The organism is Pseudomonas extremorientalis, assembly GCF_024584605.1.
GTDB classification, from domain to species: Bacteria; Pseudomonadota; Gammaproteobacteria; order Pseudomonadales; family Pseudomonadaceae; genus Aquipseudomonas; species Aquipseudomonas extremorientalis.
In genome coordinates this window covers 3793952-3809838 of the sequence record NZ_CP089519.1, presented here as the reverse complement: position 1 = coordinate 3809838, position 15887 = coordinate 3793952, and the positions used below count along the sequence as shown (strand labels likewise).

Annotated in this window: 19 protein-coding genes; all 19 read left to right on the top strand. The window is 59.1% G+C overall.

What is annotated here, in order from left to right; all coding sequences use genetic code 11:
- Position 1 precedes the first annotated feature (1 nt).
- The 19 genes from LUU92_RS16930 to LUU92_RS16840 all read left to right on the top strand — a co-directional run bounded on the left by LUU92_RS16930 (position 2) and on the right by LUU92_RS16840 (position 15882).
- Positions 2 to 208 (top strand): phage head-tail joining protein, encoded by a 207-nt coding sequence (locus LUU92_RS16930; RefSeq protein ID WP_069023714.1) that lies wholly within the window; start codon positions 2 to 4, stop codon positions 206 to 208.
- Positions 208 to 1689 (top strand): phage portal protein, encoded by a 1482-nt coding sequence (locus LUU92_RS16925; protein ID WP_257102364.1) that lies wholly within the window; start codon positions 208 to 210, stop codon positions 1687 to 1689. Before LUU92_RS16930 ends, LUU92_RS16925 begins: the two co-directional genes overlap by 1 nt.
- Positions 1686 to 2828 (top strand): head maturation protease, ClpP-related, encoded by a 1143-nt coding sequence (locus tag LUU92_RS16920; protein ID WP_257102363.1) that lies wholly within the window; start codon positions 1686 to 1688, stop codon positions 2826 to 2828. The genes LUU92_RS16925 and LUU92_RS16920 overlap by 4 nt, the downstream gene beginning before the upstream one ends.
- Positions 2825 to 3163: a head decoration protein gene (locus LUU92_RS16915; RefSeq protein ID WP_257102362.1), complete on the top strand. Its 339-nt coding sequence runs from the start codon at positions 2825 to 2827 to the stop codon at positions 3161 to 3163. The genes LUU92_RS16920 and LUU92_RS16915 overlap by 4 nt, the downstream gene beginning before the upstream one ends.
- A gap of 64 nt (positions 3164 to 3227) precedes the next feature.
- Positions 3228 to 4223 (top strand): major capsid protein, encoded by a 996-nt coding sequence (locus tag LUU92_RS16910; RefSeq protein WP_257102361.1) that lies wholly within the window; start codon positions 3228 to 3230, stop codon positions 4221 to 4223.
- A gap of 2 nt (positions 4224 to 4225) precedes the next feature.
- Positions 4226 to 4546 (top strand): head-tail joining protein, encoded by a 321-nt coding sequence (locus LUU92_RS16905; protein WP_257102360.1) that lies wholly within the window; start codon positions 4226 to 4228, stop codon positions 4544 to 4546.
- Complete coding sequence (locus tag LUU92_RS16900) at positions 4543 to 5199, top strand: hypothetical protein (RefSeq protein WP_257102359.1); 657 nt, start codon at positions 4543 to 4545, stop codon at positions 5197 to 5199. Before LUU92_RS16905 ends, LUU92_RS16900 begins: the two co-directional genes overlap by 4 nt.
- A complete protein-coding gene (locus LUU92_RS16895) occupies positions 5192 to 5722 on the top strand; it encodes a hypothetical protein (RefSeq protein WP_257102358.1) in 531 nt (176 codons plus the stop codon). Before LUU92_RS16900 ends, LUU92_RS16895 begins: the two co-directional genes overlap by 8 nt.
- Entirely contained in the window at positions 5719 to 6282 is a 564-nt protein-coding gene (locus LUU92_RS16890) for a phage baseplate assembly protein V (RefSeq protein ID WP_257102357.1), read from the top strand. The genes LUU92_RS16895 and LUU92_RS16890 overlap by 4 nt, the downstream gene beginning before the upstream one ends.
- A 56-nt stretch (positions 6283 to 6338) precedes the next feature.
- The gene (locus tag LUU92_RS16885; RefSeq protein WP_257102356.1) at positions 6339 to 6584 is read left to right on the top strand and encodes a hypothetical protein; all 246 of its coding nucleotides are present in this window, start codon (positions 6339 to 6341) and stop codon (positions 6582 to 6584) included.
- 5 nt (positions 6585 to 6589) lie between these two features.
- Positions 6590 to 6916, top strand: coding sequence for a GPW/gp25 family protein (locus LUU92_RS16880; RefSeq protein WP_257102355.1), 327 nt, complete (start codon positions 6590 to 6592; stop codon positions 6914 to 6916).
- The gene (locus tag LUU92_RS16875; protein WP_257102354.1) at positions 6913 to 7800 is read left to right on the top strand and encodes a baseplate assembly protein; all 888 of its coding nucleotides are present in this window, start codon (positions 6913 to 6915) and stop codon (positions 7798 to 7800) included. The genes LUU92_RS16880 and LUU92_RS16875 overlap by 4 nt, the downstream gene beginning before the upstream one ends.
- Complete coding sequence (locus tag LUU92_RS16870; protein WP_257102353.1) at positions 7797 to 8486, top strand: phage tail protein I; 690 nt, start codon at positions 7797 to 7799, stop codon at positions 8484 to 8486. The genes LUU92_RS16875 and LUU92_RS16870 overlap by 4 nt, the downstream gene beginning before the upstream one ends.
- Complete coding sequence (locus LUU92_RS16865; protein ID WP_257102352.1) at positions 8483 to 10369, top strand: phage tail protein; 1887 nt, start codon at positions 8483 to 8485, stop codon at positions 10367 to 10369. The genes LUU92_RS16870 and LUU92_RS16865 overlap by 4 nt, the downstream gene beginning before the upstream one ends.
- Before the next feature lie 11 nt (positions 10370 to 10380).
- Positions 10381 to 10770, top strand: a complete 390-nt coding sequence (locus tag LUU92_RS16860) for a phage tail assembly chaperone (protein ID WP_257102351.1) — start codon at positions 10381 to 10383, stop codon at positions 10768 to 10770.
- A 93-nt stretch (positions 10771 to 10863) separates the two neighbouring features.
- Entirely contained in the window at positions 10864 to 12036 is a 1173-nt protein-coding gene (locus tag LUU92_RS16855; protein WP_257102350.1) for a phage tail sheath subtilisin-like domain-containing protein, read from the top strand.
- Between the two features lie 12 nt (positions 12037 to 12048).
- On the top strand, positions 12049 to 12552 hold the full coding sequence (locus LUU92_RS16850) for a phage major tail tube protein (RefSeq protein WP_056845385.1): 504 nt from the start codon (positions 12049 to 12051) through the stop codon (positions 12550 to 12552).
- A gap of 12 nt (positions 12553 to 12564) precedes the next feature.
- Positions 12565 to 12873, top strand: a complete 309-nt coding sequence (locus LUU92_RS16845; RefSeq protein WP_257102349.1) for a phage tail assembly protein — start codon at positions 12565 to 12567, stop codon at positions 12871 to 12873.
- Between the two features lie 150 nt (positions 12874 to 13023).
- Positions 13024 to 15882 (top strand): phage tail tape measure protein, encoded by a 2859-nt coding sequence (locus LUU92_RS16840; protein WP_257102348.1) that lies wholly within the window; start codon positions 13024 to 13026, stop codon positions 15880 to 15882.
- The last annotated feature ends 5 nt before the right edge of the window (positions 15883 to 15887 follow it).

Below are 15887 nucleotides of genomic sequence, written 5' to 3'. Positions count from 1 at the left end.
TATGTCGTTTACTCCGAAGCACCTCGAAGCCATCGAGCGCGCCATCGCACGTGGTGAAAAGACCGTGCGCTACAGCGACCGCACGGTGGAATACCGCTCCATCGACGAACTGCTCAAGGCTCGCGACGAGATTCGCACGTCGCTGACCAACGCCGCCGGGCCACGCTCTCGCGTGATTCGGCTTACCCACGGAGGCAAGGGACTCTAATGGCCCGACATTATCCGACGCTCACCCGTAATGGATTCTTGCTGCCGTCGAACATCAAGGCCAGTTACGAAGGCGCCGGGGAGGGCCGGCGTTCGGCCAGTTGGGAAGCCACCGACAACGGCATCAACAGCATCAACACCCCGGCCCTGCGCAACCTGAGGGCTCGCTCGCGGGCGGCGGTGCGTAATGATCCGTACGCGTTCAACGTCATCGACAAGCGCGTCAGCAACCTGATCGGTACCGGCATCACGCCCAGGCCGACCACGGATGACGCGGCCCTGCGCAAACTCAAGCAACAGCTGTGGGACGACTGGGTGGATGAGGCGGACGCCGACGAGCTGACCGACTTCTACGGCATGCAGGCGCTGGTGGCGCGCACCGTTGAAACGGCCGGTGAGTGCTTTGTGCGGCTCAGGCCGCGCAGTCCGAGCGAAGGTTTAGCGGTGCCACTGCAGCTGCAGGCACTGGCCCCTGAGTTTGTCCCACACGACAAGTTCGAGACCGCCAAAAACGGCAACGTGATCCGCGCCGGGATCGAGTTCAACCCGGCAGGCAAGCGTGTGGCCTATTGGATGTACCTGTCGCACCCACGCGACTCCTCGTCGCTGAATGCCGGCTACAACCAGTTGGTGCGCGTGCCGGCGGCGCAGGTGCTGCACATCTTTGAACCGATGGAGCCGGGGCAACTGCGCGGTGTACCGCGTTTGGCGCCCGTGTTAAAGCGCCTGCGCAGCTTGGACAACTACGATGACGCGGTGCTGTTCCGCCAGGAAGTGGCGAACCTGTTTGCCGGTTTTATCAAGCGGCCATCACCGGAGATGGGGCAGCAACCCCGCGATCCTGTCACGGGGCAGCTGCTGACCACCGACCGCGACGGCTTCACACCGATGGTGGCCCTGGAGCCCGGCACCATGCAGGAACTGGGGCCAGGTGAAGAGGTGGAGTTCTCCAAGCCACCGGACGCCGGCAACAACTACCCCGACTTCATGCGTCAGCAGCTGATGGCTGCGGCGGCGGGTTCGGGCACGCCTTACGAGATCCTTACCGGCGATATGCGAGAGGTCAACGACCGGGCGCTGCGGGTGGTACTCAACGAGTTCCGGCGCCGCCTGGAGCAGCTGCAATTCGGCGTGTATGTGCATCAGCTGTGTCGCCCGGTGCGAGCCGCCTGGATGGACATGGCGGTGCTGTCCGGTGCCCTTGTGCTGGAGGACTACGCGCAACGTCGCCGCGAATACCTGCGCACACGATGGGTGCCACAAGGCTGGGCCTACATTCAACCAGTACAGGACGTCCAAGCGCGGCGGATGGAAGTGCAGGCGGGCTTCGGTTCGCGCAGCGAGATGTGTCTGCGCAACGGATACGACGCGGAAACCATCGACGCGGAAAACGCGGCTGACCTCGCCAGGTCCACCGATCTGGGCCTCAACTACACCACGCTTGATGCCATCGAGCCGATTGATGACAAGGAACAACAATGAGTAAAAAAGCGATCCCGCGCATTTATGACAAGGCTGGCAAGCAGGTAAAAGTCGCGGATAAAAGTTGGTACACCTTCAAGGCCAGCGGCGAAGCCGAGCAACAGACCATTGAGGTCTTTGTATACGGCGAGATCGGCACCTGGGGTGTCAGCGCTAATCAGTTTGTTCAGGATCTGCGGGCGATGGATGACGGCGCTTCCCCGGTGGTTGTGGCGTTCAACAGCATCGGCGGCGACCTGTTCGACGGCCTGGCTATTCACAACGCGCTGTCGCGCTTGGGCGAGCGCTGTACCGGGCGCATTGATGCGCTGGCTGCCAGCGCGGCCAGTGTTGCCGTTTGTGGCGCTCACCGGGTGGTGATCGCGGCCAACGCCATGCTGATGATTCACAACCCCTACACCTTTACTGGCGGTGATGCCGAGGACTTCCGGCGTGTCGCCGACGTACTGGACCAGACACTGGAAGCGATCATTGCGGCTTACAAGTCCAAAGCGCCGGACATCGACGAGGCCGAGCTGCGGCGCATGGTCAACGCCGAAACCTGGCTAACAGCCAACGAAGCAGTGGCCTTGGGCTTGGCCGATGAAGTGGGCGACGGTCTGAAGGTGAAAGCCTGCCTCGGGCAGGGCAGTGTGTTGCAGCGCTTCCAGAATGCCCCGGCTGAATTGCTGGCTCAGTTGGACGAAGAGCCAGATGTCGAGCCGACGGATCCTGTAAAACCTGCGGATCCAGCACCCGTATTGGACGCTGCCGGATTGGCGTTGATGGTTACCAAGGGGTGTGCGGCTGCAGGCATCAGCAACCTGGTGGATCCGATACTCGCTTCGACGAAGCTGGAAAGCGAAGCGGTAGTCACTGCGGCGCTGACCAAGGCGAAAGCGCTGCACGGCTTGTGCGTGGCAGCACGATTGCCGGAACTGACCGGCGAATTTCTGGCTGCCGGTTTGGATGAAGCAGCCGTTAGGGCGCGCCTGTTCGACAAGCTGGTGAGCAGTGGCGGCGGCTTTGAAATCAATAACAGCTTGCCGCTGGACAATGACCCGGCCCCCAAGGTCCAGGCTAAGCAAGCCAACCCTCAATCAATCTGGGCTTCCCGTCAGGCGGCGCAGAACAGTAATTCGAAAGGAGCAAAAGCATGAAAATTGAATCAATGCACGCAGGCGAATTCCTGCTGTCCGAGGGCGCTGGCACCATTTCCCGCGAAGCGATCAATGTCGCTGCCGGTCCAGCGTTAGAACCTGGGCAGATCCTCGGATTGGTCACCGCCACTGGTGAGTTTGCACCATATAGCCCTACAGCTGAAGACGGTAGCGAGAACGCGCAGGCAATCCTCTTTGGTCCATTGAGCATGTCGGATGTGGTGCGCCGGGGGCGCGCAGTGGTGCGTCTGGCCGAGGTTAGCGAAGCACACCTGACTGGTCTTGACCCTGCCGCTGAGAAAGCGCTGAACGCCCGAAACGTGATCGTCCGCTAAGGCGATCCGTTCATACCCTTCAACCCGCGTTTTGCGGGTTTTTTGTTTTCTGGAGACATGTTTCATGGCAGACATTCAAATCTTCAATGACGATGCGTTTTCGGTATCTTCGTTGACCGCCGCAATCAACGAACAGGAATACGTTCCCGGACGTATCAGCAGCCTGGGCCTGTTCCAGGAAGAGGGCATTACCACTCTTACGGTACAGATCGAAAAGGACGGTGACACTTTGGCATTGGTGCCGGCCGGTGAACGGGGGACGTCCGGTCTGGTAGTTGGGGGTACTAAGCGCTCGCTGATCCCCTTCAACACCGTACACCTGCCGCAACGCTTCACCATCAAGGCTGACGAGATCCAGGGTATTCGCGCTTTCGGCACGCGTTCCGAACTTCAGTCGGTACAGGACGTGGTCAACAAACGGTTGGCCAAGGCACGCCGACAGTTGGACGTCACTCATGAATTTCAGCGTCTCGGCGCGCTAAACGGCAAGATCTACGATGCCGACGGCAAGACCGTGCTGCTCGATTTGTATGATCGCTTTGGCGTTAAGCGAAAATCGTTGTCGATGGGCTTGGTCGGTGAGAAAAAGTCGTTTCGCGTGCAGTGTGGTGAGGCATTGGATCTGCAAGAGGATGCATTGGGCAGCGTGACGCGCAGTGGCTCGCGTGCTTTCTGCGGCAAGAATTTCTGGAATGCGCTTTTGGAAATTGATGAGGTGAAAAAAACTTACCTCAACACTCAGCAAGCCGCTGCTCTGCGCGGTGATGCCCGGGAAAGTTTCGACTACGGTGGCATTACCTGGGAACGTTATCGCGGCAAAATCGCCGGGATGACGTTCGTGCATGATGACAAGGCTTTGCTCATTCCTGAAGGTGTTCCGGACTTGTACATCTCAGTGTTCGCCCCCGCTGACTATATGGAAACGGTCAACACCGAAGGTGTTCCTTACTATAGCAAAATCGAGCCGCTGCCTTTCAACAAAGGCATGGCCGGGGAAGCTCAGTCCAACCCGCTGCACTTGTGCACGCGACCGTTGGCGCAGATCCTGCTGGAGATGTGACCGTGGCCTTCCGCGATCTGATCGACGACATCGACGACGTGGTCTTCGAAACCCTCGGCGACATCGCCCAGATCGAAGGTCGCGACGAGCCGGTGCTGGGCATGTTCTCTGCACCCTGGAAACAGCCCCAGTTCGGCAAACTCAATACCGGTCTGCGGGAGCCGCGCTTCGAGATCCGCGTCAAGGATTCGGATGGCTTGGTAAAGGGCTTACGGGTCAGCGTTGATCTGCCGGCGTTGGATGGTGGCGGCGACTATGACCTGCTGCAGCTTGAGCCAAACGGTAATGGCCTGGTGGCCTTGATCTTGAGGAAACGGCCATGAGCATCGGCAGCTATACCCAGCAGAAGCGCGACGGTGGGATGCTCACCATCCAGCCGTCGGCGGTGCATGTTCAGGCGCTGAAGGAGTTCGGCGAGCTGGTGCCCAAGGCAGCGGCGGCGGCCCAGCGGCGTGCAATCAACAAAACAATCCGTTGGCTGCGCACTCATATTGCACGGGCTGTCGGCAAGCAGGAACGGATCGCCATCAGTGCCGTCCGGCAACGTCTTCGGGCGTACCCGGTGACTGGTGGGGAGATGCGCGGCAAGTTGTGGTTCGGCATCAATGCCATTGAAGCCAGCCGCACTGGTCGGGCACGGCAAACCGGGGCGGGTGTGTCGGTTGCTGGTCGGCGTTACCAGGGGGCGTTCTTCAAGAAGGTCTACGGCAGTAATGCCGATATCTGGATCCGCACGTCCAGTAAACACTTCAACACCACCGACTACCCGGATGCCGCTCAGGGTGGCAGACGCTCGGGCTTTGTCGAAGAAAACGACAACCGCTTTCCCCTGGCGAAAGCCAAGGTGTCGCTGGAGCAAGTGCGACCGCACTTCGATGCCTGGGTAAAGCGTGCCGATGAGCGCCTGCTGGAGATCCTCACGCAGGAACTCAACTTTGAACTGCAGAAGTATTTGAAGGGGACACCACGTGTCTGACGAAACGTTGACCCTCGACCAGCTTTATCAGGCTATCGAGCAGCACCTGCAGCAACATCTACCGGGGGTTCAAACCGTTGCTGCCTGGCCGAATATCGAGAATCACATTCCCTTGCCTGCGGTGTTCCTGGAGATGTCCGAGATCGAGCCAGGCGTGGATATCGGTACCGGTGAAACCACCATGGTCTGCAAGTTTGAAGCGCGGATCATCGTAGATCCCCTCCAGTCTGATCATCACCGTCAGGTGGTGCAGTTGGCGACTCAGCTGATCGTGTTGTTGCGGGCGCAGAACTGGGGGTTGCCTGTCGAATGTGCCGAGTTTATCCAGGCGGTGCAGGACTGGACTCGCCCAGAGTTGGATGGCTACACCGTCTGGCTGGTGGAGTGGAATCAGACGATCTATCTCGGTGCCGAAGAGTGGCCCTGGCCGGATGAACCACCGGGCACGCTGTTGATCGGTGTAAGCCCGGATATTGGCCCGGGCAGCCGAGAGCAGTACGTCGCGCCGGAGCACTTGGAATGAGCTACGGGAGCGGCGAGAGCGACCGCATGATCGCCGCGATGCTGATGGATTGTGTGGTGGCTGCCGTTGATACCACGGCCTCGCCGCCGGTTGTCAGGGTCAGGGCAGGGGCGTGGGTCAGCGCCTGGGTGCGCTGGCACAGCGTGGCCGCTGGTAAGGCCCGGCATTGGCGAGTGCCCAGCCTAGGCGAGCAGGGCAAGTTGTTCAGTCCCAGCGGCAACCCGGCAATGGGCACGTTCATTCCTGGCTTGTATGGCGATGCAGGTCCACCACCGGACAATCGCGATCACGTCGAGGTGTGGCGTTTTGATGACGGCGGGTCGCTGGTTTACGACTGGCAGGCCAGCAGCTACAGCATCACCTTGCCTTCCGGGAAAGTCACTATCAAGGTCGGCGGCACGGTAGCCACCGTCACCGATAGCGCGGTCACGGTGGTGGCAGGGGATATCGGGCTGACAGGCAATGTCGCTATTACTGGGCCATTGCACGTAACGGGCGACATTACTGGTGGAGGTTCGATCATCGATACCACTGGCAATACGCCGAATCACAAGCACTGACAGATCACTATTTACTGCCCGCCGCGTGCGGGCGTTTTCATTTCTGGAGTACCCATATGAACAAGCCCATGCCGGACGAGCAACCGCCCGTAGCCCAGCCATCGGCGGCAACCAAGGTACAGCTGCCACCGAAATCTCCCAGCCTGCCTCGGACTTTTCGCGACACGCTGTTTACCTCGCGAACGTTGATCACGCCGGAAGGCCAAAGCCTCCCGGTGGTCAGGGGGCAGGTAACTGCCACCACTCCTGATCAATACCAGTTCCTCCAAAGCCACCCCGACCTTGAACCCGCAGTGGAGTAGCCCGGATGATCGGAATGGATCGCCGCACTGGGCAGCCCATCTCCGGCATCGAGCATCTGCGTCAGTGCATAGAAGACATCCTGACAACCCCTTTGGGTAGCCGTCGACAGCGGCCCGACTACGGCAGCCAACTGCGCCGCTTCGTCGACCTACCGGTTACCGAAGGTTGGAAGAGCGCGGTCCAGGCAGAAGTTGCACGGGCGTTGGGGCGATGGGAGCCAAGGCTGAGTATCAGTCAGGTACGTGTGGTTGCCGTTCTGGACGGCCGAATCGAGTTTGAACTCAAGGGCCTGTTCAAGGGCGAAAACGCGCTAGTGAGGGTCGCCGCATGAGCACTGTGGATTTATCAGCGCTGCCGGCACCGCCCGTGCTGGAGGATCTCGACTTTGAGCAAGCCTACGCCGAGGAGTTGGCCGCGTTTCGTTTGTACATGGGAGATAACTGGACCGCCGAGCTGGAAAGCGATCCTGTGGTCAAGCTGTTGGAGTTGGGCGTTTATCGGCGTATTCAGAACCGGGCGCGGGTGAACGATGGGGCCAAGGCATTGATGCTGGCTTATGCCATTGACGGTGACCTCGATCAGCTCGCCGGCAATGTCCGGCTGCAACGCCTGGTAATTCAAGAGGAGAACCTCAACACCGTTCCGCCAACGCCTCGGGTGATGGAGTCAAACGACGCCCTGCGCGAGCGAGTGCAGTTGGTGTACGAAGGGCTGACCACTGCTGGCCCACGCAACAGCTACATCTTGCACGCCCGCAACGCGTCGGCCTTGGTGGCGGACGCAACGGCTGAAAGCCCGTCTCCTGCCGAAGTCGTGGTCACCGTGCTTCACCTTCAAGGCAATGGCGTCGCCGAGCAGGCCCTGCTGGATGTGGTGATGAAATACCTCAGTGATGACGACATTCGGCCTGTCGGGGATCGCCTCACTGTTCAAAGCGCCGAGGTCATTGAATACCGTATTGACGCGGTGCTGCATATGGCCGGTACCGGCTCGGAGAACGAGGCGATTCTGGCAGCGGCTGAACAGCGCCTGGCTAGCTGGGTCAATCCTCGGCGCCGGCTGGGCGTAGAGGTGCCACGTTCCGCCATCGATGCGCAGCTGCATATCAGCGGCGTCGGTCGAGTGGACCTGCTCGATTGGCAGGACATCAAGCCGACCAAGTACCAGGCCGCTTACTGCGTGGGCTTTTCCGTGAAGCAAGGAGGGGCGTCTTGAAGAGCCTGCTGCCTCTCAACAGTACTCAGTTGGAGCGAGCGATTGAAGCGGCTACCGACGAAGTCACCGATGTTCCGTTACGCACACTCTACAACCCCAATACCTGTCCGGCGCATCTACTGCACCAGCTGGCCTGGGCCTGGTCGGTGGACCGCTGGGACAACAAGTGGTCGGAAGCGGTCAAGCGCTCTGCCATCCGCTCGGCGTTTTACGTGCATGCCCACAAGGGCACCATCGGCGCGTTGCGCCGGGTGGTGGAGCCGCTGGGTTACCTGATCGAAGTGGTGGAGTGGTGGCAGACAAACCCCAAGGGTGTACCGGGCACCTTCGCTCTGAAGGTGGGCGTGTTGGAGACCGGTATCACTGAGGAGATGTACCAGGAACTGAGCTGGCTGATTGACGACGCCAAGCCGGTTAGTCGGCACATGACAGGGCTAGCCATCAGCCTGGAAACCACCGGGAGCCTTAACATTTTCGCCAGTGTTTACGACGGCGACGAAATCGACGTGTACCCGCCCGTAATGCGCGATATCGAATCGACAGGTGTTATTGGCGGAGCTGGACGCGAACACACGATTGATGAGCTGGACGTCTACCCGCCGTCCCCAGGAGCGATCTCCATCGACTGCCACCTCGGCGTGTCTGGCCGTGAACACTCAATAGACCTTTTGGACGTATACCCATGATTGATGCCAATTCACAGTTTTTCGCCATCCTGACCGCTGTTGGGGAGGCCAAACAGGTCAAGGCCGACTCCGGGCTGCTGACTTGGAAGATTTCGCACATGGCCGTGGGAGATGCGAACAACATCGACCCGATGCCTGACCGGCTGCAGAAGACGCTGATTAATGAGCGGCGCCGAGCCCCTCTGAATTCGTTAGGACCGGATCCGGCGAACCCAGGCATTTTGGTGGCAGAACAAATTATCCCTGCCGACGAGGGTGGGTTTTGGGTTCGTGAGCTGGGGTTATTCGATTCGGACGGCGATCTGGTTGCGGTCGCCAACTGCGCGCCGACCTATAAATCGAAGCTCTCCCAGGGGTCTGGCCGTACTCAGATCGTGCGCATGAACTTCATCGTTAAAAGCACAGCGAACATCGTGCTGAATATCGACCCCTCGGTGGTTGTTGCCACACGCCGGTACGTTGATGAATCGATTGCCAGTGCAGTTAACCGGCTGGACTCCAAGCAATCGGTACTGGTTGCGACAACTGCTCCAATGGTATTGGCCGGTGTCCAAGAGATCGATGGATTGGCTGTGCCTGCGGGCTCGCGTGTACTGGTCAAAGATCAAGCCCAGGCAAAGGACAACGGACTTTACCTGGTAGGCACTGACAGTTGGGTACGCACCGTTGATGCTGATAGTAGCGACAAGGTTACTCCGGGATTGCTTGTTACGGTCGAGCGGGGTACGGCAAACGCTGACACCGTCTGGCAGCTGATTACTGATGGCCCGATAACGCTGGGTACAACACCTCTGACGTTCCAATGGGCAGCAGGGCAAAACGTACCTACCCCCGCCATTGATGACCGGTCTAAGCGCAGTGCCAACACTGAGTCCGTGAGGGCTCAGATTGAAAGCCCTAAGCAGGAGTTTCCTGTACATGTCTACCGGAAAAACAGGCTGATCAATGGCACCTTTCAGGTCTGGCAGCGGGGTAAGTCCGGCGTTATTGGTAAAGCCAACGGTGACCCTGAAAGTGCTTTCGGTCCCGACCGCTGGATGATTTACAGCCCAAAAAACGCCGTGTGCAATTGGAGCCAACTGTCTCTTGAACAGAGCGCCAATATCAACGAATCAAAGTTTGGCCTGCGACTTTCCCGACAGGGTGAAGGCCAGGGTTGGAACCTCAGTCAGCGCATTGAGAACGTCGAAACGCTGGCCGGTGGTAAGGTCACCGTCTCGTTTTATATGAGAACCAGCGTGCCACATACATGTGCCGTGATCCTTCGCCAGAACTTTGGGGTGAACTCAACTGACCCGAACGTTGACGTTGGCACCTCGGTGGAGCTCACAACAGCATTCAAAAAACACGTTGTTACCCTCGACCTTGGCTCTGTAGTAAACAAGAATAAGGGCGTTGCCAACGACTTTCTGGAAGTTATCTTCGCCAGTTGGGGAACGGGTACCCACTACACGGACATTACCAACATCCAAATTGAAGCAGGCAGCATGGCAACTCCGTACGACTACCGTGCATACCAGGAGGAGCACCGTGCATGCCTTCGATACTTCGAAAAATCCTTCCTGCAGGATCATCCAATCAAATCGAACAACGGGCCGTCGACCTGCATCGCGACCTTCACGCAATCGGCAGCTTCGCAGTCCTCTCAGTCTGCTTTGCGAATGGAGTTCCGAGAAATCAAACGGGTCGTTCCCACGTTGAAACTGTATTCACCAGGTGAGCAATCATCGGAAGTGTGGGCTCAGTCGCTTGGTAAGCCATGCACGTTTACCAACATCCAGAGCTTATGGGCGACAGGCTTTGCTGTTTCTTGTGTGCCGCCAAGCGGATCCGTTCCAGGTTACACGCTTCAAATTGAATGGACTGCTGATGCTGAACTTTAAAGGTGAGTCTCATGGATAACATTCAGTACAAACACTGCCTGGCAGGCGTCCAACGATTGCCTGATAGCGTGTTTATTCCCAACGATGTGGGGAACAAGGATTGGGTCGCTTATTTGGGTTGGGTAGAAGAGGGGGGACAAACGTTACCGTTCTCAACAGCTGATGATGACGCTAACGCCGAACGTCGCTGGCGCGATGGTGAACTGGAGTCGGTCAAGTGGATGCGCGAGCGTCACCGCGACGAGCTGGAATTAGGTGGTTCCACGTCATTGACTACTGATCAGTACGGCGAGCTTTTGGCTTATATGCAGTTGCTGCGCGACTGGCCCCAGTCAACGAAGTTTCCGGTTCAAAAATACCGGCCCACAAAGCCTGGCTGGATCGACCAGCAAACTCTTTAACGCCCTGCATAGTCGGGGCGTTTTTTTATCCGTTGTTTAACCCTTCAAAGCCCCGCTCATGCGGGGCTTTGTCATTTCTGGAGAACACGCACTATGGCCTCTTCCGGTCGTTTTCACGGCGTTACCGTCACCTTGGTGGATACCGGGGCACGGACTATCGCGCTGCCGTCGTCGTCGATTATTGGACTGTGCGACACCTTTACTGTGGTGCCAGCGGCATCTGCTAAACCCAACGAACTGACCCTGATCACCAGTGAGCGTGAAGCGGTGGCCGCCTGGGGCGAAGACTCGGCGATCACTCGTGCGTGCAAGGCGATTTTCGTTCGTGCCAAAGCCGTGGTCATTGGCTGCGGCGTTGCCAAAGTTGAAGATCCGGCCCAGCAGACCTCTGCAATTATTGGCGGTGTTCTGGCGTCAGGGCAGCGTACCGGCATGCAGGCACTGCTGGACGGCAAGAGCCGTTACAACGCACAGCCCCGGCTACTGATTGCCCCGGGTCACACCGCGACCCAGGCGGTTGCTACTGCGCTGGACGCGTTAGCCAGCAAGCTGCGGGCCATGGCAATTCTCGACGGCCCGAACACCACTGATGAGGCTGCTATGGCCTACGCCCAAGAGTTCGGCAGCAAGCGCTGCTTCCTGGTCGACCCGGGCGTGCAGCTGTGGGACACGCTGCAGAGCAAAACCGTCAACGCACCGGCCTCGGCCTTCGCTGCTGGTTTGTTTGCCTGGACGGATGCCGAGTATGGCTTCTGGTCGTCGCCGTCGAACAAAGAGTTCGTCGGCATTACCGGCACCTCGCGGCCGGTCGAGTTTCTGGATGGCGACGAAACCTGCCGGGCCAACCTGCTCAACAACGCCAACATCACGACCATCATCCGCGACGGCGGATATCGCTTGTGGGGTAACCGTACGCTGTCAGCGGATCCCAAGTGGGCGTTTGTTACCCGTGTACGCACGGTCGACATCGTCATGGACGCAATCCTGGCGGGGCACAAGTGGGCGGTCGACCGTGGAATCACCAAGACCTACATCAAGGACGTCACCGACGGCCTGCAGGCATTCATGCAAGACCTGAAGAACCAGGGCGCTGTGATCAACTTCGAGGTGTTCGCCGACACCGAACTGAACACCGTCAGCCAGCTGGAGCAGGGCAAGGTGTACTGGAACATCCGCTTCACCGACGTACCGCCTGCCGAGAACCCGATTTTCCGGGTTGAGGTCACCAACCAGTGGCTCACTGAAGTCCTGGAAACTGCCGCCTAAGGAGGCCGCTCAATGATTCCTCAAGTGCTTTACAACACCAATCTGTTCGTTGACGGCATCAATTTTACCGGCGACGTACCCAGCCTGAGCTTGCCGAAGCTGGTGGTTAAGACGGACGAGTATCGCGGCGGCGGCATGGCTGGCCCCATCGAGATGGACATGGGCCTGGAGAAGATGGAGGCCAGTTTCACCACCAATGGCGTGCGCCGTGAGGCCATGAAGTTCTTCGGTCTGGCGGATCAAACCGCTTTCAACGGTGTTTATCGCGGTTCGTTCAAAGGCCAGAAGGGGCAGACCACGGCGGTGGTGGCGACTTTGCGCGGCATGCTCAAGGAGCTGGACCCGGGCGACTGGAAGGCGGGCGACAAGGCCGAGTTCAAATACTCGATTGCCGTCAGCTACTACAAGCTGGAAATCGCCGGCCGCCTCATCTACGAAATCGACATGGTTGCCGCGATCCGCGTGATTGACGGTGTGGATCAACTGGCCTCCATGCGCAGCGACCTGGGGCTCTAAGGAATTTATCGAATGACGACCCCTGAACTGAAAAAACTGCCGACCTGGCTGAAGCTGACTGCCGAGCACGCCACCATCTCGTTGTCGCGGCCTTCTGAGGTCAATGGTGTGAAGGTTGATACCTTGACCATTCGATCACCCACGGTGCGCGAGGTCCGCGCTGCTGATCGCGCCTCGGGTGATGACGAAGAACAGCGCGAGTTGATGCTGTTCGCCGGGCTTTGTGACGCCGGTCAACAGGATCTGGAGAGCCTGAAACTGGTGGATTACCACCGCCTGCAGGCCGGTTATTTTCGCCTGGTGCAGGACGACGGGGTTTAACCCCGCATTGCTGAAACTGGCGGCCAAACGCTTGGCAGCGGAAACCGGTTTTTCCGCCGCCGAGATCCAGGCTATGCCGTTTGCCGAGATGGTCTGGTGGCTCTCGGATTGAGCCACCCACCGTAATCACTCGCTACAGGGAGCCACGACATGGCAAACAAACTCGCGCTCGGCCTGGTGATCGGCGGCGCCGTCAGTTCCACGGTCGGCACGGCCTTCAAGGATGTCCAGGGGCGGATCAAGCAACTCGAAGCCCAAGGCACCAAGGCTCGGGTGCTGCAGCGCACGATTGGCGACACCATCCGTCTGCGGGAAGAATGGAAAAAGGCCAATGACAGCGGCGCCGCTGGGGCCAGTACGTTGTTGCGTAAACTGGAATCCAATCTCAGCACCCTCAAAAAGCAGGGTGTCGAGGTGCGTAACCTTGCCAAGGCTTACCAATCCATGGAGCAGGTCGCCCGAAAGGCCGACCTCAAGGCAACCGGGTATTCGCAGGTCAAGCAAGGCAAAGATGGTCTGACCGGCATGATGGGCAAAGCAGCGGCTGCTACGGCGCTGATTGCCATCCCAACAAAGATCTCGGCCAACTACCAGACACAAATCCGGCAGATAGCCTTGTGGGCGCACACCGCAGGCACGGATGGCGAGCAACAGATGGCCGACAAGATCAGTGAAGTGGCCGCGAAAAAAGGCATGGGCCAGCAGGCTCTCGCTCGGGCGGTTGGTGGCTTGATCGAGAAGGGTATCGACTGGGAAGAGTCAGTGGACTACGCGCCACTGATCGCTGACCTGGTCGACGGGCAGGGCATGGAAGCGGAAACCATTGCTACCTTGTTCAGTGCCTTTAAAGAGGCCGGGGTCAAGAAGGAAGACATGGGCGCCATGCTCGGCCAGGTGGCCGCTGCGGGGGACATTGGTGCGTTCGGTCCCAAGGACATGGCCAAGTACATGCCGGCACTGCTCGGCACGATCAAGCGTCTGGGCATGGAAGGCCCAGAGGCTGTGCGTTTCCTCGGTGCGAGCCTGCAGTCGCAGTTCTCGCAAACTCAGGACGCGGCGGCCGCTGCGACCAACATGAACAACCTGCTCAATGCGGTGATCAGCAGCACCAGCCAGGAGCGGTTCGCGAAGCAGGGTTATGACCTGGCGGGCTCGATCTTGGCGGCCACCAAAAGCGGCAAGGCGTCCAACCCGGTTGAAGCCTTCATCATGCTCAGCGAGCAGTTGATCCAAAAACAGGATCCGGCCACTGCTAAGAAGGTCGCGGCGCTCAAGGCCAAGATTAAGGCGTCCAAGGATGGCAGCGCTGAGGAAGAGCAGGCGATGGTCGCGCTGATCCAGGCGGCGGGCTTGGCGAATATCGTCAGTGACCAGAGCGCCAGTGACGGCTTGCTCGCCCAGATCAAGTACGGCACCACGATCAAAGACAACATGACCACCATCAAGGAGACCGATGGCAAGGCCAAGATCGAGGCCGACGCGGCGAAGGCCCGCGAGACGTCCAACGCCAAATGGAGCGCGGCGACATCGAGCATGGAAGCGACGATGACGAGCTTGGGCGACGCGTTGAGGCCGCTGACGGATCTGGCGGCTGATGGGTTGACCAAGGTTGGTAACGGCCTTTCTGCCTTGACTGATAAGTATCCGAAAATCATCAGTGGGACAACTGCAGTTGTCGCAGCAGTAGGTGCTGCGGCCACCGCGTTCTATGGCTTCAAGGTTGCGAAGGGGCTACTGAACATTGCGAAAGGGGGCTTGCCGGGTAAGTCCGGAGAAGTGCAAAAGGTCTTTGTCACCAACGGCGATGGTGTTGGTGGAGGTGGGGCTGCCTCGAAAGGGAAGGCCGGTACCGCGTTGTCGGTGGTGGAAAAGGGACTGAAAGCGGTTGCTGCTTTTAGAGGTAAAGGTGAGTCAGCCCCAGACGCTGATCCGAAGGCCGGTGGGTTTGACCCAGTCGCTACGGGCTTAGATGTCGTGTCGATGATCCAGGATGCGGTGGGAGCAGGGGGAGGGGCGGATGCTGCCGAAAATGGTGACAGTGGAGTGCGGCGCGTGTTCGTTGTGAACATGGCAGCCATGGGCGGCATGGACAACACGCGGTCGGCGCGGCGCCGGAACAGAAGAAAACCGTCTTCTCGTTCCTCGCGTCGGCGGTCGTCGGCGCCGCCTCGTGGACGTCCACCAACGTCACCACAACCAGTTGTACGGGCACCGGCTCCAGTACCTCGGCCGCCTCCTGTAGTGCCAAGCGCCGGCGCCAAAATGCTGACCTCGGTCGCTGGTGGGGTTGGCAAAGTTGGGAAAGTGGTCAAAGGCATTCCGGGAGCTTCTTTGGTCGAGTCCGGCAGCATGGTGCTCAATACCTACCTGACTGCAGAGACCCAGGACGAAAAGGCGCAAGGCTATGGGGAAGCGGCAGGAACGCTTGCTGGCACCATGGCAGGTGCCGCTGCTGGTGCTGCTATTGGTTCGGTGGTGCCGATCATTGGCACAACCATCGGCGGCATGGTGGGTGCCTACCTCGGCAGTATGGGGGGGCAGCAGTTGGGCGGTTGGGCCGGGTTGTCGATGTTTGGCAGTGACAAACCCAAAGAACCCTCTGCGCCGATTACGCCGATGTTGTTGGCTCCACGACCTGGCCCCGCCGTATCCAGCCTGGCAACGATGGCGAACAGCTTTGCTGGGCGACAACCATCCGGGTTGGCCCAGGCAGATCCACTGAAACTGCCAATGGCACCTAAGTTAGGCGACGTCACTCGCTCACTTGCCGCGCCTGTTGCACCAAAACCCGCGAACCTCGTTATTCAGGCGCCTGCAGCACCTAAGCCTGAAGCGACACGGGTAGACCAGAAGTTCAGCTACTCGCTGAGCATGCCGGTCACGGTCGAGGGTGATGCCAAGGATCCGCAGCAGTTTGTTCAGCAGTTGCTGCCCTTGATACAACGTGGTCTCAACGACCTGGCCCAGCAGGATGCCAGGCGCAACCTATACGACGATCCGCATTCATAAGGAGG